General features: G+C 76.1%; 18 protein-coding genes. 11 read left to right on the top strand and 7 right to left on the bottom strand.

Annotated elements, in window-relative coordinates:
- Positions 1-44 precede the first annotated feature (44 nt).
- Positions 45-422 carry a YchJ family protein gene (locus ACWIX3_RS03260; RefSeq protein ID WP_448610649.1) on the bottom strand — a complete coding sequence of 126 codons (378 nt, stop codon included), beginning with the start codon at positions 420-422 and terminating at the stop codon, positions 45-47.
- 53 nt (positions 423-475) lie between these two features.
- Here ACWIX3_RS03260 and ACWIX3_RS03255 point away from each other — a divergent pair, with 53 nt between their 5' ends.
- On the top strand, positions 476-2401 hold the full coding sequence (locus ACWIX3_RS03255) for a mycofactocin system FadH/OYE family oxidoreductase 2 (protein WP_448610648.1): 1926 nt from the start codon (positions 476-478) through the stop codon (positions 2399-2401).
- A 14-nt stretch (positions 2402-2415) separates the two neighbouring features.
- Positions 2416-3129, top strand: a complete 714-nt coding sequence (gene mftE / locus ACWIX3_RS03250) for a mycofactocin biosynthesis peptidyl-dipeptidase MftE (RefSeq protein ID WP_448610647.1) — start codon at positions 2416-2418, stop codon at positions 3127-3129.
- A 23-nt stretch (positions 3130-3152) separates the two neighbouring features.
- On the opposite strand, the gene ACWIX3_RS03245 is transcribed toward mftE, so the two are convergent.
- Positions 3153-3920: a DUF427 domain-containing protein gene (locus ACWIX3_RS03245; RefSeq protein WP_448610646.1), complete on the bottom strand. Its 768-nt coding sequence runs from the start codon at positions 3918-3920 to the stop codon at positions 3153-3155.
- A gap of 49 nt (positions 3921-3969) precedes the next feature.
- Here ACWIX3_RS03245 and ACWIX3_RS03240 point away from each other — a divergent pair, with 49 nt between their 5' ends.
- The 4 genes from ACWIX3_RS03240 to ACWIX3_RS03225 all read left to right on the top strand — a co-directional run bounded on the left by ACWIX3_RS03240 (position 3970) and on the right by ACWIX3_RS03225 (position 8774).
- Positions 3970-4512, top strand: coding sequence for a cysteine hydrolase family protein (locus ACWIX3_RS03240; protein WP_448610645.1), 543 nt, complete (start codon positions 3970-3972; stop codon positions 4510-4512).
- Positions 4509-6050, top strand: coding sequence for a mycofactocin biosynthesis glycosyltransferase MftF (gene mftF, locus ACWIX3_RS03235; protein ID WP_448610644.1), 1542 nt, complete (start codon positions 4509-4511; stop codon positions 6048-6050). The genes ACWIX3_RS03240 and mftF overlap by 4 nt, the downstream gene beginning before the upstream one ends.
- A 24-nt stretch (positions 6051-6074) precedes the next feature.
- Positions 6075-7406 carry a GAF domain-containing protein gene (locus ACWIX3_RS03230; RefSeq protein ID WP_448610643.1) on the top strand — a complete coding sequence of 444 codons (1332 nt, stop codon included), beginning with the start codon at positions 6075-6077 and terminating at the stop codon, positions 7404-7406.
- 138 nt (positions 7407-7544) lie between these two features.
- Positions 7545-8774 (top strand): MFS transporter, encoded by a 1230-nt coding sequence (locus ACWIX3_RS03225; RefSeq protein ID WP_448610642.1) that lies wholly within the window; start codon positions 7545-7547, stop codon positions 8772-8774.
- A gap of 126 nt (positions 8775-8900) precedes the next feature.
- On the opposite strand, the gene ACWIX3_RS03220 is transcribed toward ACWIX3_RS03225, so the two are convergent.
- Positions 8901-9905, bottom strand: coding sequence for an iron-siderophore ABC transporter substrate-binding protein (locus ACWIX3_RS03220; RefSeq protein WP_448610641.1), 1005 nt, complete (start codon positions 9903-9905; stop codon positions 8901-8903).
- A gap of 306 nt (positions 9906-10211) precedes the next feature.
- On the opposite strand from ACWIX3_RS03220, the gene ACWIX3_RS03215 reads away from it, so the two are divergent.
- The 4 genes from ACWIX3_RS03215 (at position 10212) to ACWIX3_RS03200 (ending at position 15211) form a co-directional block, all read left to right on the top strand.
- Positions 10212-10748: a (2Fe-2S)-binding protein gene (locus ACWIX3_RS03215; protein ID WP_448610640.1), complete on the top strand. Its 537-nt coding sequence runs from the start codon at positions 10212-10214 to the stop codon at positions 10746-10748.
- On the top strand, positions 10745-13240 hold the full coding sequence (locus ACWIX3_RS03210; protein WP_448610639.1) for a xanthine dehydrogenase family protein molybdopterin-binding subunit: 2496 nt from the start codon (positions 10745-10747) through the stop codon (positions 13238-13240). The genes ACWIX3_RS03215 and ACWIX3_RS03210 overlap by 4 nt, the downstream gene beginning before the upstream one ends.
- Before the next feature lie 58 nt (positions 13241-13298).
- On the top strand, positions 13299-14156 hold the full coding sequence (locus tag ACWIX3_RS03205) for an FAD binding domain-containing protein (protein ID WP_448610638.1): 858 nt from the start codon (positions 13299-13301) through the stop codon (positions 14154-14156).
- A gap of 128 nt (positions 14157-14284) precedes the next feature.
- Complete coding sequence (locus tag ACWIX3_RS03200; RefSeq protein WP_448610637.1) at positions 14285-15211, top strand: SRPBCC family protein; 927 nt, start codon at positions 14285-14287, stop codon at positions 15209-15211.
- Here ACWIX3_RS03200 and ACWIX3_RS03195 read toward each other — a convergent pair.
- Genes ACWIX3_RS03195 through ACWIX3_RS03185 form a run of 3 tightly spaced genes read right to left on the bottom strand, consistent with a single transcriptional unit; the run spans position 15180 to position 17193 of the window.
- Positions 15180-15854 (bottom strand): alpha/beta hydrolase family protein, encoded by a 675-nt coding sequence (locus ACWIX3_RS03195; RefSeq protein ID WP_448610636.1) that lies wholly within the window; start codon positions 15852-15854, stop codon positions 15180-15182. The genes ACWIX3_RS03200 and ACWIX3_RS03195 overlap by 32 nt on opposite strands.
- Positions 15851-16522: an HAD-IA family hydrolase gene (locus ACWIX3_RS03190; RefSeq protein ID WP_448610635.1), complete on the bottom strand. Its 672-nt coding sequence runs from the start codon at positions 16520-16522 to the stop codon at positions 15851-15853. The genes ACWIX3_RS03195 and ACWIX3_RS03190 overlap by 4 nt, the downstream gene beginning before the upstream one ends.
- The gene (locus ACWIX3_RS03185) at positions 16519-17193 is read right to left on the bottom strand and encodes a DedA family protein (protein ID WP_448610634.1); all 675 of its coding nucleotides are present in this window, start codon (positions 17191-17193) and stop codon (positions 16519-16521) included. The genes ACWIX3_RS03190 and ACWIX3_RS03185 overlap by 4 nt, the downstream gene beginning before the upstream one ends.
- A 64-nt stretch (positions 17194-17257) precedes the next feature.
- Here ACWIX3_RS03185 and ACWIX3_RS03180 point away from each other — a divergent pair, with 64 nt between their 5' ends.
- Complete coding sequence (locus ACWIX3_RS03180; protein ID WP_448610633.1) at positions 17258-18556, top strand: amidohydrolase family protein; 1299 nt, start codon at positions 17258-17260, stop codon at positions 18554-18556.
- Positions 18557-18597: 41 nt separating this feature from the next.
- Here ACWIX3_RS03180 and ACWIX3_RS03175 read toward each other — a convergent pair whose 3' ends face one another.
- On the bottom strand, positions 18598-19416 hold the full coding sequence (locus ACWIX3_RS03175) for an MBL fold metallo-hydrolase (protein ID WP_448610632.1): 819 nt from the start codon (positions 19414-19416) through the stop codon (positions 18598-18600).
- Positions 19417-19428 lie beyond the last annotated feature (12 nt).

The following is a 19428-nucleotide window of genomic DNA, read 5'->3' as shown; positions in this document are numbered from 1 at the left end:
GGCACCGGTCGGCTGCCGGCTGCCTGCGCGCAGAGGAGCCGGGGTCAGCTGCCGTCGAGGTAGGCCCAGCGGCCGTCCACGCGGACGAACCGGCTGACCTCGTGCTGGCTGCCCGTCTCGCCCTCGTGCCGGTACCAGGCCCGGAACTCCACGGTGCCCTCCGCGGCGAGCAGACCCCCGTCGGTCGTCGCGAGCACGTCGAGACCGGTCCAGCGCACCGTCGGGTCGAGCTCCAGCGACGGCGGCCGGGTCGAGGGGTGCCACGTGGCGAGCAGGTACGCCGGGTCGCCGACGGCGAAGGCGCTGTACCGCGAGCGCATCAGCTGCTCCGCGGTCCCCGCCGTCGCGCTGCCGTCGTGCAGTCGCCCGCAGCACTCGGCGTAGGGAAGCCCGGTCCCGCAGGGGCAACGTCGAGGAGCCATGCCTGCGAGTCTCTACCGTCCGGGGGCCGGCCCCGGGCGCAGGAGGGAGACACGTGCGACACCTCTCCGTGCCGCTGCGGGTCGGGCCGGTGACGCTGCCCAACCGCCTGGTGTTCCCGGCCCACCTGACCAACTACGCGGTCGACGGCCGGTTCACCGAGCGGCACGCCGCCTACTACGCGGCCCGTGCGGCCGGCGGCGCCGGGCTGGTCGTCACGGAGGAGTGCTCGACCGACCCCGCCGACCGGCCCTACGAGAAGCTGGTCCGCGGCTGCGACCCCGACGCCTCACCGGGCATGCGGCGGGTCGCCGCCGCCGTCCACGCGCACGGCGTGCCGGTGTTCGCCCAGGTCAACCACAACGGCGGGCAGTCGGACTCGCTGCACACCCGCAGCCCGGTCCTCGCGCCGTCCCCGGTTCCCGACCCGCTGTTCCGCGAGGTCCCGCGCGAGGCGAGCACCGGCGACCTGGCCCACCTGGTTGCCGGGTACGCCGACGTCGCCGCCCGCTGCGCCGCCGCCGGCTTCGACGGTGTGGAGGTCCAGGGCTCGCAGTCCTCGCTGGTGCGCCAGTTCCTCTCCGGCGCCACCAACCGGCGCACCGACCGCTACGGCGGCCCGCTCGAGCGCCGCGCCCGCTTCCTGGTCGAGGTGCTCACCGCCGTCCGCGAGGCACTGGGCCCCGGCCGCGCCCTCGGCGTCCGGCTGGCCGACGAGGAGGGCGGCGACGGCGGGACGACGCTCGGCGAGGCCGTGGCCACCGCACGGCTGCTCGCCGACCGCGGGCTGGTCGACTACGTGAGCACCACCGTCGGTGTCGCGACGGCGACCCTCGACCGCGTCGTCCCGCCGATGAGCACGCCGCCCGGCTACGCCCGGTACCTGTCCGCGGCGGTCCGCGCCGCGGTGGACGTGCCGGTGATCGGCGTCGGCCGGATCCTCACCCCCGGTCAGGCCGAGCGCGCGCTGGCCGCCGGCGACTGCGACCTGGTCGGCGCCGTCCGCGCGCAGATCGCCGACCCGGAGTTCGCCGCCAAGGCGCTGACCGGGCGGGACGGCCAGATCCGCCGCTGCCTCGGCTGCAACCAGGAGTGCGTCGGGCGGGTGGGCCTGAACCGGCCGCTGGGCTGCGTGACCAACCCGCGGGCCGGCCGGGAGGCGCCGCTGCCGGTGCCCGAGCGCCGCCGCCGGGTGCTCGTCGTCGGCGGCGGACCGGCCGGGCTGCGCGCCGCCGCCACCGCCGCCGCTCGCGGGCACGCGGTCACCGTCTGGGAGCAGGCGACCGGCACCGGCGGCGCGATCCGGGTCGCGGCGTCCGCCCCCGGCCGGGACGGGCTGCGCCCGCTGGTGGACGACCTCGCTGCCGAGTGCGCCCGGACGGGGGTCGCGGTGCGCACCGGTGTGCGGGCCACCGCCGAGGCCGTGCGGGCAGAGGCCCCCGACGTCGTCGTCCTCGCCACCGGTGCCCGCCCGGTGCGGCCGGACTGGGCCGGGGACGGCGACCGGGTGGTCGACGTCCGCGACGTGCTCACCGGCGCGGCCGACCCCTCCGGCGACGTCCTGGTCGTCGACGACCTCGGCACCGCCGCGGCTGCGTCGGTGGCCGAGCTGCTCGCCGGGCGGGGATGCAGGGTCGAGGTGGTGACCGCGGCGATGGTCGTCGGCCAGGACCTCGGCCTCACCCTCGACCGCCCCGGCTGGGAGCGGCGGGCGGCGGCGCTGGGCATCCGGCGGACGACGGAGCGGCTGGTCACCGCCGTCGACGGCCGCACCGTGCGGCTGCTGCACCACCCGACCGGCGCGGTCGAGGAGCGCACCGTCGACGGGGTGGTGGTCGCCGTGCCTCCGCGGGCCGACGGCGAGCTGTGGGCCGCGCTGCGCGACAGCGGCCTGGACGTCCACCGCGTCGGCGACTGCCTCGCCCCGCGGAAGGCCGGCGCAGCGACCCTGGACGGGTACCGGGTCGGGCTGGCGGTCTGACTAGCCTCGGCCGGGTGACCGACGCCGCCCCGGGGACCCGGCTCGCCGGCGCCACCTGGCCCGACCTGCCCGAGCGCCCGCTGCTGCTGGTGCCGCTCGGCGCCGTCGAGCAGCACGGCCACCACCTGCCGCTGGCCACCGACACGACCGTCGCCTGCGCCGTCGCCGAGGCCGCCGTCGACGACCTGGACGGCGCCCTGCTCGCGCCCGCGCTCGCCTACGGCGCCAGCGGCGAGCACGAGGACTTCCCCGGCACCGTCTCGATCGGCACCGAGGCGCTGACCGGGCTGCTCGTCGAGTACGGCCGCTCGGCGTGCCGCTGGGCCGGGCGGCTGGTGCTGGTCAACGGCCACGGCGGCAACCTCGACGCGCTGCGCACGGCCGGTGCGCAGCTGCGGACCGAGGGGCGTGAGGTCGCCTGGTTCCCGTGCGGCGTCGCGGGCGCCGACGCGCACGCCGGGCGCACCGAGACCTCGCTGATGTTGCACGTGGAACCAGCAGGGGTCCGCGAGGACCGGGCGGTCGCGGGGGATCGCACCCCGATCGCGGAGCTGCTGCCCCGGCTGCGCGCCGAGGGCGTGCGCGCGGTCAGCCCGACCGGGGTGCTCGGCGACCCCGCGAGGGCGTCGGCGGCGGAGGGCGCGGACCTGCTCGCGGGGATGGCCGGGCGACTGGCCGCCGCCGTCCGCGCCTGGGACGTCGACCCGGCCGGCCTGCTGCGCGGCTGAGGGGACCCCACGGCCTGCCGCGCTCAGCCCGGGAAAGGCGTCCGTGGCCGGGGCCGGCGCCGGCCGTCCACGACGAGGTCGACCTTCTCGTCGTAGAAGGCCACCAGCCCGGCGATGGGCAGCATCTCCCGGGTCGGGAAGTCGTAGGACCAGGCGATGTCGGGGTAGACGGCGCGGCCGGTCTCCGCCGACCAGTAGGCGCTCGTGCGGCCCTTGTACGGGCACTCGGTCCGCGTCGAGCTGGGCACCAGGTGGGTGAAGTCGACTGCCGTGCGCGGCAGGTAGGACCGCGGGGGCAGGCCGGTCTCGAAGACCAGCACCGGGGACGACGACTCGGCCAGCACGACCCCGTCGAGCTCGACGCGGACGGAGCGGGTGGAGCGCAGCGCGTCGACCCGCGCATAGGGGTTGCGCGGGTGGACGAAGACCTCCTCGTCCTCCTCGAACCACGCGTCCAGTGCCGACCACTCGAACCGCACGGTGTCCCGGAGAGCCTCCGGAGCGTCCGCGCCGTACACCAGGGCCGCGCCCGGCCGGCTCACCTCCCCCACCTGGAGCCCGTGCCGCAGCGCCCTCCCGCGGCCGGAGTCCTCGGCAGCCCGCTCGTCGACGAGCAGGGAGGCGTCGACGTCGTCCCGCGGCACGTAGTACTGCGGGTAGTGCGGCCACTCCCACACGTACCTGGCTCGACGGGTGTCCAGCACGGTCCGGCCGCCGAGGAAGGCGCGCACCCGGCGGGGGGCGGGCTCGACGTGGCCGACGGGCACGAGGGACTGCGGGTACTCGGGCACGGGTCCTCCCGGCGGCGGAGCGCTCGGAGCGGCAACTAGTGTCGCGAGCATGGCACCGCCCCCCGGCTGGCTGGTCGTCGTCGACTACCAGGAGGTCTTCCGCGACCCGACCTCGCCGTGGACGACGCCGCGCTTCGACGAGATCCGGCCGCGCATCCGCTCCCTGGTCGAGGCCTTCGGCGACCGCGTCGTCTTCACCCGCTTCGTCGTCCCCGACGAGCCGACCGGCGCGTGGGCCGACTACTACGCCAAGTACGACTACTTCACGCAGGCGCACGCCATCCCGCTGTTCCAGCTGTCGGAGGACCCCGGCCACCGCCCCGTCGTCGACGCGCCGACCTTCGGCAAGTGGGTCCCCGCCGTCGCCGAGCTGGTCGGCGACGGCCCGGTCACCGTGGCCGGGGTGGCCACCGACTGCTGCGTGCTCTCCACCGTGCTGCCCGCGGCGGACGCCGGCGTGCTGGTCCGGGTGGTCTCCGACGCCTGCGCCGGCGCGGACGACGAGGCCCACGACGACACCATGCGGATCCTCGGGTGCTACGCCCCGCTGGTCGAGGTCACCACGACCGCCGAGGTCCTGGCCGACGCATGAGCGCGGGGCCCTCGGTCGCGGCCCCCCCGCCCGACCGGCTCCCCGACGGCACCGCCGTCCGCCTCGACCCCCGCGTCCGCCGCCGCGACGGGGGGACGACGCTGCTCGGCGGCTCCCCGCTGCGGCTGCTGCGCCTACAGCCCCGAGCCCGGGACCTGCTGCGGACCGACCGGCTCGTCGTCCGGGACGCCGCCACCGCCGCGCTGGCCGCCCGCCTGCTCGACGCCGGTCTCGCCCATCCCGAGCCCGGCGGCACCCCGGCGGGGGAGCTCGCCGTCGTCGTCCCGGTCAAGGACCGCCCGGCCGAGCTGGAGCGGCTGCTCGCCGCGCTGCGCGCCGACCCCGACACCGCCGCCGTCCCGGTACTCGTCGTCGACGACGGCTCCGCCGACCCGGACGCGGTGGCCGCCGCCGCCGGCCGGTACCGCGCACGCCTGCTGCGGCACCCCACCGCCCGCGGCCCGGCGGCCGCCCGCAACGCCGGCCTGCGCGCGGTGACCACGCCGCTCGTGGCGTTCCTCGACTCCGACTGCGTGCCGCTGCCGGGCTGGTCCGGGCCGCTGGCCCGGCTGACCGCCGATCCGCGGCTGGCGCTGGTCGCTCCCCGGATCACCGCGCTCCCGGCGGACGGGGGCGGCTGGGTGGAGCCGTACGAGGCCACGGTCAGCGCGCTGGACATGGGCCCGGACCCGGCGCCGGTCGCACCGGGGACGGCGGTGTCCTACCTGCCCAGCGCCGCGATGGTGGCCCGACGAGACGCACTCGGCGACGGCTTCGACGAGTCCATGCGGGTGGCCGAGGACGTCGACCTGGTGTGGCGGCTGGTCGCGGCCGGCTGGCGGGTGCGCTACGAGCCGTCGGCCGCCGTCGCTCACGAGCACCGCGCGGCGACCGTGGAGTGGCTGCGCCGCCGGGCCTTCTACGGCACCGGCGCCGCGCTGCTGGCCGCCCGGCACGGCGCCGCGGTCGCCCCCGTGGTGCTCTCACCGTGGTCGGCCGCGGCCTGGGCGCTGGCGCTGACCGGACGCCCGTCGGGCGCACTGGCCGGCGCCGCGGTGCTCGCCGTCGCGACGGCCCGCCTGGCACCCCGGCTGGCCCGGCCCGGACAGCGGGCGCCGGTGGGGCTGGCCGCGGTGCTCGTCGTTCGGGGCAGCGCCGCAGCCGGGAAGACGCTCGCACGCAGCGTCACCCGGCACCACTGGCCGCTTGCGCTGGCCGCGGCCGCGGTCTCCCGCCGGGCCCGCCGTCTCGTCGCCGCGGCCGCCGTCGCCGACGCCGCGCTCGCCTGGTGGCCGCACCGCGGCCGGGTGGGTCCGCTGCGCTTCGCCGCCGGCCGGCGCCTGGAGGACCTCGCCTACGGCGCCGGGCTGTGGGCGGGGGCGCTGCGGGCGCGCGACCCGGGGGCGCTGCTGCCCGCCCGGCCTGCACCGATGCCGTGTCCTCCGAGACGGTTGCGCACCACCGGCTCCCTGGTGGAATCGCGGATGAGCGGTCACGATGGGCGGACGATGTACCCGAGCCCGCGGACAGCGCCGTGAAGACAGCGCCGTGAAGACAGAGCTGTGACGGCGGTGAACCCGTGGGTCGCGCTGCCCGACGGCCGGCCCGACCCCGCGCACACCCGGCGGCTGCGCGCCGCCCACGAGGCCCTCGTCACCCGCTCCGGTCCCGCCGCGCCGGACCTGGTGCGCGCCGTCGTGTGGGACTCCTGGCGGCGCAGCCTCGCCGGCGGTGTCGACCCCGACGGCGCCGCCCCTCCGGTCGACCTGCTCGACGACGAGCTGCTGGCCTACCGCGCCGCGCACCCACTGGCGCCCGTGATGCCGGTGATCCGCCGGTTGCTGGTCGAGGACGCCGAGGCCGACCGGATGATCGTCGCGGTCACCGACGCCGACGGCCGGATGCTCTGGGTCGAGGGCGACCGGCAACTGCGGACGCGGGCCGAGGCGATGCACTTCGTCGAGGGCTCCCGGTGGTCCGAGGACGTCGCCGGCACGAACGCCCCCGGCACCGCGCTGGCCGTCGACCACGCCGTCCAGATCTACGGCAGCGAGCACTACCGCCGCCCCGTGCAGCCGTGGAGCTGCTCGGCCGCGCCGGTGCACCACCCGGTCACCGGCGTGCTGCTGGGGGCCATCGACGTCACCGGCGGCGACCACGTGGCCAGCCCCCAGGTGCTCACCCTGGTGCGGGCCACGGTGGCCGCCGTCGAGGCGGAGCTGCGCTGGCTGCACCGCGAGGACGCCGCCCGGCCCCCGGCCCCGGCACCGCGCCCGGCGGCCCGGCCCGTCCCGCGACTGGAGGTGCTCGGCCGCGAGCGTGCCCGCCTGCAGCTCCCGTCCGGCCCGGCGGAGCTCTCGCTGCGCCACTCCGAGCTGCTCCTGCTGCTCGCGGAGGCGGCGGCCGGCGGGAGCGGGCGCACGGCCGAGCAGCTGGCCGTCGAGTGCCACGCCGGCGACGCCGCGGCGGTGACCGTCCGGGCCGAGCTGTCCCGGCTGCGCCGGCTGGTCGGCGCCCACCTGCTCGGCTCCCGCCCCTACCGGTTGACCGGCCCGCTGGAGACGGACCTGGACCACGTGCGCCGGCTGCTCGCCCGCGGCGCCGTCGGGCCCGCCCTGGAGCGGTACCCCGGGGCGGTGCTGCCCCGCTCGTCCGCGCCCGGCGTGCTCGCCGCCCGCGACCGGCTGTCGGCCTCGCTGCGGCAGGCCGTGCTCGCCGCCCGCCGTCCGGAGCTGCTGCTCCGCTACACCCAGCTCCCCGAGGCCCAGCACGACGCCGCGGTGTGGCAGGCCTGCCTGGAGACCCTGCCGCCCGGAGCCCCGAGCCGGCCGGCCGTCGCCGCGCACCTGCACCGGCTGCGCCGGATCCCGCGCGGCCCGCTGCGCCTGCACTGAGAGAGGACCCCGTCCTCCCCACCCTTCGCAGGCCCAGGGCGGGACCCGGGACGGGGCCACGGCGAGCCTCCGGACGGGACCGGTTCCGGATCCTCGCCAGGGGAATGCGGCCGGGGGGAGCCGCCTTGCCTCTCCTACGTGACCGCACCGGCCGACGTCCCCCCGCTCAGCACCCGGCGGGTCGTCGCCGCGGTCGTCGCCCTCGCGCTGGGCGGCTTCGCCATCGGCACGAGCGAGTTCGTGACGATGGGCGTGCTCCCCGAGATCGCCGAGGGCGTGGGCGTCGACATCCCCACCGCCGGCCACGTCATCTCCGCGTACGCGCTCGGCGTGGTGGTGGGCGCCCCGGTCATCGCCGCGCTCGGCGCCCGGCTGCCGCGTCGGGGGCTGCTGGTCGGCCTCGTGGTCGCGTTCCTGCTCGGCAACCTCGGCAGCGCGCTGGCGGTCGGGCACTCCCCGCTGCTCGTCGCCCGCTTCGTCAGCGGGTTGCCGCACGGCGCCTACTTCGGGGTGGCCTCGCTCGTGGCCGCATCGCTGGTGCGGGCCGAGCTGCGGGGCCGGGCGGTCAGCTCGGTGATGCTGGGCCTGGCGGTGGCCAACCTGGCCGGTGTCCCGGCAGCGACCTGGCTCGGCCAGACGCTGGGCTGGCGGGCGGCCTACTGGGCGGTCGTCGTCCTCGCCGTGGCGACCGTGCTCGCGGTGCTGGCCGTCGTGCCGTCCTCGCCCGGGCGGAGCGAGGTCACCGTCGCCACCGAGCTCACCGCGCTGCGCCGTCCGCAGGTGCTGCTGACCCTGCTCGTGGGCACGGTCGGCTTCGGCGGCATGTTCGCCGTCTACAGCTACGTCTCCCCGCTCACCACCGAGGAAGCCGGGCTGCCGCGCACCGCCGTCCCGTGGGTGCTGCTGGTCTTCGGCGTCGGCGGGGTCCTGGGGACGGCGCTCGGTGGCCGGCTCGCCGACCTCGCGCTGTTCCGCTCGTTGGTCGGGGCCATGGTCACGATGGGCCTGCTGCTGACCCTCGTGACGCTCGTCGCCCGCTGGGCGCCCGGACTGCTGACCGGCCTCTTCCTGCTGTCGGCGACCGCCTCGGTGCTGGTGGTGACCCTGCAGCTGCGGCTGATGGAGGTCGCCGGGGAGGCGCAGATGCTGGGCGCCGCGCTCAACCACTCGGCGCTCAACGCGGCCAACGCGCTGGGTGCCTGGCTCGGCGGCGTCGTCATCGCGGCCGGCCTGGGCTGGACCGCCCCGGCCGCCGTCGGCGCGGCGCTGGCGGCGACCGGGCTGGTCGCGCTCACCGGCTCGGCGGTGCTGCGCCGCCGCGAGCTGCGCACGGGGCCGGTGCGGACGGCGCCCGCACCGGCCCGGTGAGAGAGGTGCGGGCGGCCCCCGGCGGGTGGGGAGGACCCCCTCCTCCCCACCGCTCGCACGCTCGCGGCCGGCCCCTGGAGGGAGCCGAGCGGCGGGGGCAGGGGGTCCTTCCACCGCAGGGCGGCCTCAGCCGGCGAGCGCCTGCGCGAACAGCGGCACGCCGTTCTCCAGCGCGTACCGGGTGCCCAGCGCCGAGCCGCTGGAGAAGGCGCTGACCAGCGTCGGGTCCTCGAGCACCAGGGCGTTGCCCTGCTGCACCGCGGGCAGTGCCTGCCACAGCGGGTTGCCGGTGATCTGCGCGGCGTCGACGAAGATCGGGAAGACGACGGTGAGCGGTGCGTCGAGCAGCGGCACCTGCTCCTCGCTGATCGAGACGAAGAAGTTCTCGCCGGCCAGGTCCTGGATCGCCGGCTCGTTGGTGAAGCCCAGCGCCTCCATGAAGTCGACCCGGGAGTCGCCGCGCACGTAGGCCCCGAAGCCCTCGGAGGTGTAGGCGCCGACGGCCACCTCGGTGCCGGCGAACCCCGGGTTGGCCTCCGCGGCCTCGGTGAACTGCTGCTCGACCTCGGCCTGCAGCTCGTCGGCCTGCTCCGCGCGGCCCAGCGCCTGGCCGACCAGGTCCAGCTGCTGCTGCCAGGTCGTCTGGTACGGGCCGACGCCCTCGGGCGCGCCCACGGTCGGGGCGATCGCGTCGAGCTGGTCGTAGCGCGCCTGGGTGCCGTCGGAGCGGGTGTCGAGGATGAGGTCGGGCTGCAGCGCGGCGATCGCCTCGAGGCTCGGCTCGAGCGTCTCGATGATCTCCGGGGCCTCGTCGTAGAGGCCCTCCGCCCACGGCCCCACGCCCTCGCCGCCGAAGCCCAGCCAGTCGCTGGCGCCCACCGGCTGCACGCCCAGCGCCAGCGCGGTCTCGGCGTCGGACCAGCCGAGGGCGACCACCCGCTGCGGCTCCTCGGTGATCTCGACCGGGCCGAAGGCGGTCTCGACGGTGACGGGGAAGGCGCCGCTGGAGGCCGGCGAGCTGCTCGGTGCGGCGGCGTCCCCGGAGGAACCGTCGTCACCGGTGCCGCAGCCGGCGACGAGGACGGTGGCGGCGAGCAGGGCGGCGCCGCGCAGGGACGGGCGAACGGGCATGGGTCATCCCTCCGAGTAGGTGAGCCTCACCTAACTACGCCGTCCCGCGGCTGATCCACCCGGGTCCCGCCTGCGGTCGGCTGCAACGGCGCTGCAACGTTGCCCGTCGCCCGCGGCTGCGGACCTGCAGGGGCCACACGCCCCGCTCACGCGGTCGATCGGGCCCTGGATGTCCGCTGGTGCGGAGCCGTGCGCGTGCCTCCGCCCCAGGTAAGCGTGGCCTAAGTCACGTGGTCCTCGCCACACTCGCCCCAGGTGGGGCTGTGCCCGGCCGCACGCGACCCCTGCAGAGGAGCGGAGGAAACGGTGACCCAGATCAACGTGCGGGTGGACGGGGTGACGTACACCGACGACGTCGAACCCCGGACGCTGCTGGTGCACTACCTGAGGGAGCAGCTGGGGAAGGTCGGCACCGTCATCGGGTGCGACACCAGCAACTGCGGCGCGTGCACCGTCCACCTGGACGGCTCGGCGGTGAAGTCCTGCACCGTGCTGGCCGTCCAGGCCGACGGCGGCGAGGTGACCACCATCGAGGGGCTGGCGCCCGAGGGCGGCCTGCACCCGGTGCAGAAGGCCTTCCACGAGTTGCACGGCCTGCAGTGCGGGTACTGCACGCCGGGCATGATCATGGCCTCGGTCGACCTGCTCAAGGAGAACCCGGACCCCAGCGACACCGAGGTCCGCGAGGGCATAGAGGGCAACCTCTGTCGCTGCACCGGGTACCAGAACATCGTCCGCGCGGTTCAGCAGGCCGCCGGCGAGATGCGCGGCAGTGGCAACGGGCACGTCTCCCCGGCCGAGGTCGACACCGCGGCCGCTCCGCACGTGGCGGTGAACTCATGACCGCCGTCGAGGACCGGGCCTCCACCGAGGCGCCGGAGCGCGAGGTCGGCAAGGCCCGGCGCCGCAAGGAGGACGCCCGGCTGATCACCGGCCGGACCACCTGGACCGACAACATGGTGCTGCCCGGGATGCTGCACCTGGCCGTCGTCCGCAGCCCCGTGGCGCACGGGAAGATCAGCTCGATCGACGTCAGCGCCGCCCAGGAGGCCCCGGGCGTTCTCGCCGTCCTCACCGGGCGCGACGTGGCCGACGAGCAGGGCTCGATCCCGTGCGCCTGGCCGGTCACCCCCGACATGGTCAACCCCGGGCACCCGTCGATCGCGGTCGACGAGGTCAACCACGTCGGCGAGGCCGTCGCGGTGATCGTGGCCCGCAGCAAGGCCGCCGCGCAGGACGCCGTCGAGCTGGTGGACGTCGACTACGACCTGCTGCCCGCGGTGCTGGACATGGAGGAGGCGGTCGCCGAGGGCGCGCAGCTGACCCACGACCACCTCGAGTCCAACCGCAGCTTCCACTTCGTCTTCGACGGCGGTGAGGCCGGCACCGGTGCCGACACCGACCAGGCCTTCGCCGACGCCGACGTCGTGGTCAGCCGCCGGTTCGTGCAGCAGCGGCTGATCCCCGCGTTCATGGAGCCGCGCTCGGTCGTCGTCCAGCCGCAGGGCGACAACTACACGATGTGGTCCTCGACCCAGGTGCCGCACATCCTGCGGATCATGCTCGCGATGGTCACCGGGGTGCCCGAGCACAAGCTGCGGGTCGTCGCCCCCGACGTCGGCGGCGGCTTCGGCGGCAAGCTGCAGGTGACCCCTGAGGAGGTCATCAGCCTGCTGGTGGCCCGCCGGCTCGGGAAGCCGGTCAAGTGGACCGAGACCCGCAGCGAGTCGCTGATGACGGCCCACCACGGCCGCGACCAGATCCAGTACATCGACATCGCCGCCGACCGCGAGGGCAACGTCAAGGGCCTGCGCTGCCGGATCCTCGCCGACATGGGCGCCTACCTGCGGCTGGTCAGCCCCGGCGTCCCGGTGCTCGGCGCCTTCATGTTCAACGGCATCTACAAGTTCCCGGCCTACCGGTTCGAGTGCGACGGCATCTTCACCAACAAGACGCCGACCGACGCCTACCGCGGCGCCGGACGCCCCGAGGCGACCTTCGCCGTCGAGCGGATCATGGACGAGCTCGCCGTCGAGCTGGACATGGACCCGCTGGAGCTGCGCCGCAAGAACTGGATCAAGGCCGAGGAGTTCCCGTTCACCTCGGTCGCCGGGATGACCTACGACAGCGGCGACTACGAGACCGCGACCCAGAGGGCCCTGCAGCTCATCGGCTACGACGAGCTGCGTGAGGAGCAGCGCCGCCGCCGGGAGTCGAACGACCCGGTGCAGCTCGGCATCGGCTTCTCCACCTTCACCGAGATGTGCGGCCTGGCCCCCTCCCGGGTGCTCGGCTCGCTGTCCTACGGCGCCGGCGGCTGGGAGCACGCCTCCATCCGGATGCTGCCGACCGGCAAGGTCGAGGTGGTCAGCGGGGCCACCCCGCACGGCCAGGGCCACGAGACGGCGTGGAGCCAGCTGGTCGCCGACCGGCTCGGCGTGCCGTTCGAGGACATCGAGGTGCTGCACGGCGACACCTCGATCTCCCCGCGCGGGCTGGACACCTACGGCTCCCGGTCGCTGGTGGTCGGCGGGGCCGCGGTGGTCAACGCGGCCGAGAAGGTCGTCGCCAAGGCCCGCAGGGTCGCCGCCCACCTGCTCGAGGCCAGCGAGGACGACCTCGACTTCTCCGGCGGGAAGTTCTCCGTCCGCGGGACCCCCGGCTCGGAGGTCTCCATCCAGGAGATCGCCCTGGCCACGTTCGCGGCGCACAACTTCCCCGAGGGCGTGGAGCCCTCGATCGACGCGGACGCGACCTACGATCCGGAGAACTTCTCCTTCCCGCACGGCACCCACATCTGCGCCATGGAGGTCGACACCGAGACCGGCATGGCGAAGATCCGCAAGTACGCCTGCGTGGACGACGTCGGGACGATCGTCAACCCGCTCATCGTCGAGGGGCAGATCCACGGCGGGCTGGCGCAGGGCATCGCCCAGGCGCTGTTCGAGGAGGCCGTCTACGACGCCGACGGCAACCTCACCACCGGCAGCTTCGTCGACTACCTGGTGCCCTCGGCGGCCGACCTGCCGCACTTCGAGACCGACAACACGGTGCACGAGGCCCCGGGCAACCCGATCGGCGCGAAGGGGGTCGGCGAGGCCGGCACCATCGCGAGCACGCCGGCGGTGGTGAACGCCGCGCTGGACGCCGTCCGGCACCTCGGGGTGCGCGACATCCGGATGCCGCTGACCCCGGAACGGGTCTGGCGGGCCATCCACCAGGGCGGGGACGGCGGCGAGCGCGCCACCGCCGGTACCAACGCCTGGGGCGGAGCCCAGACCGAGACGACCGCAGGCGTGTCCACCCCCCAGTCGGCCCTCGGAGGCGACCGGTGATCCCGCCGAGGCGACAGGGGGGACGAGCCATGACCTGCGTCGACGAAGGAGTCGAGCCATGATCCCCGCTCCGTTCGAGTACGCCCGTCCCACCACCGTCGACGAGGCCCTGCAGGCCATCGCCGAGGGTGGGGACGACGTCAAGGTCCTCGCCGGGGGCCAGTCGCTGATCCCCGTCATGCGGCTGCGGCTGGCCGCGCCGGAGACGGTGGTCGACCTGAGCCGGATCGCCGAGCTGCGCGGGGTCCGGGACGACGGCGACGCCATCGTCATCGGGGCCATGACGACGCACCACGACGTCATGACCGACCCGCTGGTGCAGCAGCACGCGCCGCTCATCGCCGAGGCGACCGAGACGGTGGCCGACCGGCAGGTCCGCGCCCGTGGCACCTTCGGCGGGGCCCTGGTCCACGCCGACCCCGCGGGCGACCTGCCGGCGGTGGCGCTCGCCCTGGACGCGGAGCTGGTCATCGCCGGCCTCGAGGGGCGGCGGACGGTGCCGGCGTCGGAGTTCTTCGTCGACTACCTCACCACCGCGCTCGAGGAGGGGGAGCTGCTCGTCGAGATCCGCGTCCCCAAGCTGGCCGGTGAGTGGGGGATGCGCTACGAGAAGTTCAACCGGGTGGCGCAGGCGTGGTCGATCGTGGCGGTGGCCGCGGTCGTCCGGCGGGAGGACGGGCACATCGCCGAGGCGCGGATCGGGCTGACCAACATGGGCACCACGCCGCTGCGGGCGAGCGCGGTGGAGGCCGCGCTGGCCGGTGCCGAGGCCAGCCCGGAGACGATCGCCGCGGCGGCCCGGTCGGCCGCCGAGGGGACCTCTCCCACCAGCGACCTCAACGCGCAGGCGGACTACCGGGAGCACCTGGCGCAGGTGCTGACTCGTCGCGCGGTGACCGCCGCGGCGGGGCTGTAGCTTGAAGGACCCCGTCCTCCCCACCCCTCGCACGCTCGGGGCGGCGCCCTGGACGGGGCCGAGCCCGATCCGGCCGGCCCGCCCCTCGTGGGCGGGCCGGCCGACCGCCGCACCTCGGAGGTAGCACCGTGCAGTTGGAGAACTCGTTCACCGTCCCCGTGCCGATCGACGAAGCCTGGCGGGTGCTGCTGGACATCGAGCGGATCGCGCCGTGCATGCCCGGTGCGGCCCTCGACTCGGTCACCGGTGACGACTTCACCGGCCGGGTCAAGGTGAAGCTCGGCCCGATCAACCTGACCTACCAGGGCAAGGCCTCGTTCGTCGAGAAGGACGAGGCGGCGCACAAGGCGGTCATCGACGGCCGCGGCAAGGACCAGCGCGGCAACGGCACCGCCGCCGCGCTCATCACCGCGCAGCTGAAGGCCGAAGGTGACACCACGCGCGTCGACGTCCTGACCGACCTCAACATCACCGGTCGGCCGGCCCAGTTCGGCCGTGGCGTCATGACCGACGTCGGCAACAAGCTGCTCGGCCAGTTCGCCGACAAACTCGCCGCACAGCTCGCCTCCGGTGACGAGGGGGCGACGGCGGCCGCCACACCCGCGCCCGCGGGGCAGGCGACGCCGGCGAAGAAGGCCGCGGCCGTGGCGGCGGGTGCGGCCGAGGAGGTCGCCGCCTCCGCCGAGCAGGTGCCGGGGGACAACGCCGTGGCGGAGAAGACCCGCACGACCGCGGCGGCGGCCAGGGAGACCGCTGCGGCCACCACGGACCGGGTCTCGGGGGGCGACACCGCGCCCGTCGCGGCCACCGCTGCCCCGGCTGCGACCAGCACCGCGCCGGCCGCACCGGCCACCAGCCCCGCTGCCTCCGCCCCGGCCACCACGCCGGTCGCCCCCACGCCCCGCCAGACCGGGCCCAAGCACGCCGAGCCCGAGCCGATCGACCTGCTCGAGGTCGCCGGCGGCGCCGCGCTGACCCGCTACGCCGCGCCGCTGGCCGGTGTCGCGGCGCTGCTGCTGGTCGTCACGCTGGTCGTCCGGCGGCGCCGCCGCTGACACCCGCGGGGTCGCCGGGGGAGACCCCGGCGACCCCGGCCAGCCAGTCGACGGCGGCCAGGGCGACGACGCCCGGGGAGCGGGTCAGCGCGTGGTCGCCGGGAACGGCGTAGAGCGAGGCGCCGGGCCGTCCGGTCAGCACGGCGGCGAGCTCCTCGGGGCGGCCGAACGCGTCCCGCTCACCCTGCACGACGCCCAGCGGCACCCCCACGGCGGTCAGCTCGCCGGCGCGAGTGCGCTCGGGCCGGCGAGGCGGGTGCAGCGGGAACGCCAGGCACAGCACGCCGTCCGCCTCGAGCGCAGCCGCCGTCCGGCAGGCCACCCGGGCGCCGGCGCTGCGGCCGCCGAGCACCAGCGGCCCGGTGAGCCGGTCGTCGTCCCGCAGTGCGGCGAGCACCGCCGTCCAGCCCTCGTCCAGCCGGGGCGGCGCCGGGGCGATCCGCCTCCCCGCCACCCGCCAGGGCTGCTCGACGCCCAGCACCCGCCAGCCGGCCGCGGCGGCGTCGGCGGTGACCGCGGCCAGGTCGGCCGACCCGATGCCTCCGCCGGCGCCGTGGCCGAGCACCAGCGTGCCGACGACGGCGCCCGCGGGCTCGGTGACGTCGACGCGCGCCGGGCCGAGCGGGGTCGCGACCTCGCTCACGGCCGGGGCAGGGCGAGCAGCGCGTCGACCGCACCGGCCAGGTCGCCGGCGACGAGCGCGGCGGGGTCGTACACCGCCGGGTAGACCCGCTCGGAGCGCGGGAACCACGCGGCGGTCAGGCCCGCCCGGAGCGCGCCGTGGACGTCCCAGCCGTGCGACGCGACCAGCGCCAGCCGCCCCGGCTCGACGTCGCAGACCCCGGCCGCCCAGAGGTACACCTCGCGCGCCGGCTTCCACGCCCGGATCACCTCGCTGGACAGCGAGCGCTCCACCAGCGGGCTGATGCCACCGCGCTCCAGCCCCGCCTCCGCGACGCCGGGGGAGCCGTGGGTCAGCGTCACGACCCGGACGCCGGCCTCGACCAGCCGGCGCAGCGCGGGCTCGACGTCGGGGTGCGGAGCGAGCTCGAGGAAGGCGTCGGTCACCTGCGACCGGTCGGCGTCCCCCAGGTCGGTGGCCTGGGCGAGCGCGGCGTCGAAGGCCTCGCGGAAGCGGCACCAGGTGCCCGCCGTGGCAGCGGCGAAGCCGGTGAGCAGGGTGCGGGAGAAGACGGCGGGCAGCAGGTCGGCCGGCTGGCCGAGCTCGATCAGCGCGGCGCGCACGGGGCCCAGGTCGAGCAGCGTCTCGTTGACGTCGAAGGCGACGACCGCGGGGCGCAGCCCGCTCACGCCGACCGGCTCTCGTCGCTGCCGGCGCGGCGGGCCCGCCGGTGCCGGCGGACGTCCCGGTAGCGCTTGAGGACCAGGTAGCCGATGCCGAGCGCGACCGCGGCGACGACGGCGTAGTCGAGGTAGTGCAGGTTCTGCTGCACGAAGTCGCCGGCCGCCACACCGAGGCCGATGAGCACGCTGTTCCAGATCAGGCTGCCGGCGGCGGAGTAGACGACGAACTGGGCGAAGGGCATGCGCACGACCCCGGCGGGGACGGAGATGAAGCTGCGCACGATCGGCACCATCCGGCCGAAGAACACCGCCGAGCGCCCGTGCCGCTCGAACCAGGCGAAGGTCCTGTCGACGTCCTCGGTCTCCACCAGCGGCAACCTGTCGAGGAAGGCGTGCGAGCGGCGCGGGCCCAGCGCCCGGCCGACGTAGTAGAAGAAGACCGCGCCGAGGATCGACCCCAGGGTGGCGAACAGGACCACCGGCACGATGGAGAGCCGGTCGTCGTTGATGAGCACCCCGGCCAGGCCGAGCACCGCCTCGCTGGGGATGGGCGGGATGACCGTCTCGAGCAGGATGGCGAAGCCGACGCCCACCGCGCCCAGCCGCTCCACCATGTCGAGCAGGAACCCGGTGATGCCGCCCTGGTCGGAGGAGGCCGCGGCGGCGAGGAAGGACATGCGCCCCACGGTAACGGCGCGCTCGGGGCGGCACCGGGCAGCTGCGGGGGTAGGTTCGCCACCCATGCGGCAGCGCTTCACCGCCCGGGCCGTCGTCGTCGGGGACCGCGCCGGCACGGTGGTGCCCGACGCCGTGGTCGACGCCGAGGACGGCACGCTCACCTGGGTCGGCCCGGCCGCCGACGCGCCGGACGCCGGGGACGCCGAGGTGGTCGCCGTCCCCGGGGTGCTGCTGCCGGGGCTGGTGAACGCCCACTCGCACGCGCCGATGGTGCTGTTCCGCGGGCAGGCCGAGGGCCTGTCGCTCGCCCGCTGGCTGCGCGAGGTGATCTGGCCGCGGGAGGCCCGGCTCACCCCCGAGGACGTCGAGGTGGCGATGACCGCGGCGTCCGCGGAGATGCTCCGCGGCGGGGTCACCACCAGCGTCGAGATGTACTTCTCGCCCGAGCGGATCGCCGCCGCCGTCGGCCGCACCGGGGCCCGCGCGGTCATCGCCACCCCGCTGCTGCCGCTGCCCGGGATGCCGCCGCTGGCCGAGCAGCTGGCCGACGCGGTGGCGCTGGCGGCCGCCGCGCCCGGCGACGGCGCCGTCGAGTACGGCATCGGCCCGCACGCGGCCTACACGCTGCCCCTGCCCGTGCTGCGCGACGCCGCGGCCGCCACGCGGGAGCGCGGCCTGCTGCTGCACCTGCACGTCGCCGAGACCGCAGGCGAGGGCGCGGACCTGCTGGCCACCCACGGGCTGTCGGTGCCCTCGCTGCTGGCCGCGCACGACGTCCTGGGTGGGCGGGTGCTGGCCGCGCACAGCGTGCACGTGGACGACGGCGACCTGGAGCTGTGGCGCGAGTACGACGTCGCGGTGGTGCACTGCCCGGCCAGCAACGCGAAACTGGCCAGCGGGATCGCGCCGGTGCGGGCGATGCTCGACCGCGGCGTCCGGGTCGGCCTGGGCACCGACGGGCCGGCGTCCAACGACGGTCTGGACCTGCTGGCCGACGTCCGGCTGGCCGCGGGCCTGGCCCGGCTCCGCGAGCGCTCGGCCACCGCGCTGACCGCCGCCGAGGCGTTCTGGCTGGCCACCGGTGGGGCCGCCGACGCGATCGGCCGCCCGGACCTGGGTCAGGTGGCCGTCGGCCGCCGGGCGGACCTGGTGCACGTCGACACCCGCGACCTGGGCTTCGAGCCGGTGCTGGACCCGGCCGACCTGCTCACCCACCTGGTCTGGTCGGGCACCTCGCGGCTGGTCCGCGACACCTGGGTCGGGGGGCGGCAGGTGGTGCGCGACGGCGCCTGCACGACGGTGGACGCCGAGGCGCTGCGCGCCGACGTCGCCGAACGGGCGAGACGCCTGGCCGGCGGCTGAGGGGCTCGGCCCAGGTCGGGGACGGCACGTGGCCGCGGTGATCACGCTCGCAGGGAGATCGTCTCGCCTCGGGTCACGGCGCGGATCTCGCCGGGCGCGCGGCGGGCGGCCACCTCACGGACGAAGTCGCCCAGCGGCGAGGCGAACCGGTCGTAGTCGTCGTAGTGCACGGGCACGGTGACCGGCGGCTTGAGCAGCTCCACGAGGTCGGCGCCCTGCCGGCCGTCCATCGTCACGGTGAACCCGAGCGCCTTGGTGCCGCCCAGGTGCGGGATGACGACGTCCAGCGGTCCGCAGCGCTCCAGCACCTCGCCGAGCTCGGGGCGGAAGACGGTGTCGCCGCTGATGTAGCCGCGCCAGGACACCTCGCCGTCGCGCACCAGCTCGAGCACGCTGCCCATCACCGGCGGCAGCAGCTTCGCGACCGGCTGGGGGCCGTGGACGCCGGGGACCGAGGTGATCCGCAGCGTGGCGCCGTCCCGGTTCAGTTCGTGCCGCTGCCAGGGGGTGAGGTCGACGGTCTCCCGGAAGCCGCGCCGGCCCAGCGCGCGGGCGGCGGCCTGGGTGGTGATGACCGGGGTGGCGCGGTCGAGGGTGCGGGTGGCGATCCGGTCCCAGTGGTCGGCGTGCAGGTGCGACAGCAGGATCGAGTCCAGCGCCGGCAGCTGGGTGGGCTGCAGCGCGGGCTCGGTGAGCCGCTTGGTCCACAGTCCCTTGCCGAGGTAGGCACGCTGTCCGCGGCGCAGGAAGTTCGGGTCGGTCAGCAGGGTGAACGGCCCGAGCCGCAGCAGCGTGGTGGCGTTCCCGCCGAAGGTGAGCGTGACGTCGTCGGCGGGGGACGGCGGGAGGGACGCAGCCATGAGCGGCGTCTA

The sequence above is a fragment of the Geodermatophilus sp. URMC 60 genome (assembly GCF_053502585.1).
Note: the sequence above shows the minus strand (reverse complement) of the source record. Positions and strands in the feature narration are given on the sequence as shown.

Bases quoted from the DNA above. Each gene is read 5' to 3' on its own strand.
- ACWIX3_RS03240 (WP_448610645.1), top strand. From the start codon at position 3,970: ATGGCACCGCCCCCCGGCTGGCTGGTCGTCGTCGACTACCAGGAGGTC.
- ACWIX3_RS03205 (WP_448610638.1), top strand. From the start codon at position 13,299: ATGATCCCCGCTCCGTTCGAGTACGCCCGTCCCACCACCGTCGACGAG.
- ACWIX3_RS03180 (WP_448610633.1), top strand. From the start codon at position 17,258: ATGCGGCAGCGCTTCACCGCCCGGGCCGTCGTCGTCGGGGACCGCGCC.
- ACWIX3_RS03175 (WP_448610632.1), bottom strand. From the start codon at position 19,416: ATGGCTGCGTCCCTCCCGCCGTCCCCCGCCGACGACGTCACGCTCACC.
- mftF (WP_448610644.1), top strand. From the start codon at position 4,509: ATGAGCGCGGGGCCCTCGGTCGCGGCCCCCCCGCCCGACCGGCTCCCC.
- ACWIX3_RS03220 (WP_448610641.1), bottom strand. From the start codon at position 9,905: ATGCCCGTTCGCCCGTCCCTGCGCGGCGCCGCCCTGCTCGCCGCCACC.
- ACWIX3_RS03210 (WP_448610639.1), top strand. From the start codon at position 10,745: ATGACCGCCGTCGAGGACCGGGCCTCCACCGAGGCGCCGGAGCGCGAG.
- ACWIX3_RS03185 (WP_448610634.1), bottom strand. From the start codon at position 17,193: ATGTCCTTCCTCGCCGCCGCGGCCTCCTCCGACCAGGGCGGCATCACC.
- ACWIX3_RS03260 (WP_448610649.1), bottom strand. From the start codon at position 422: ATGGCTCCTCGACGTTGCCCCTGCGGGACCGGGCTTCCCTACGCCGAG.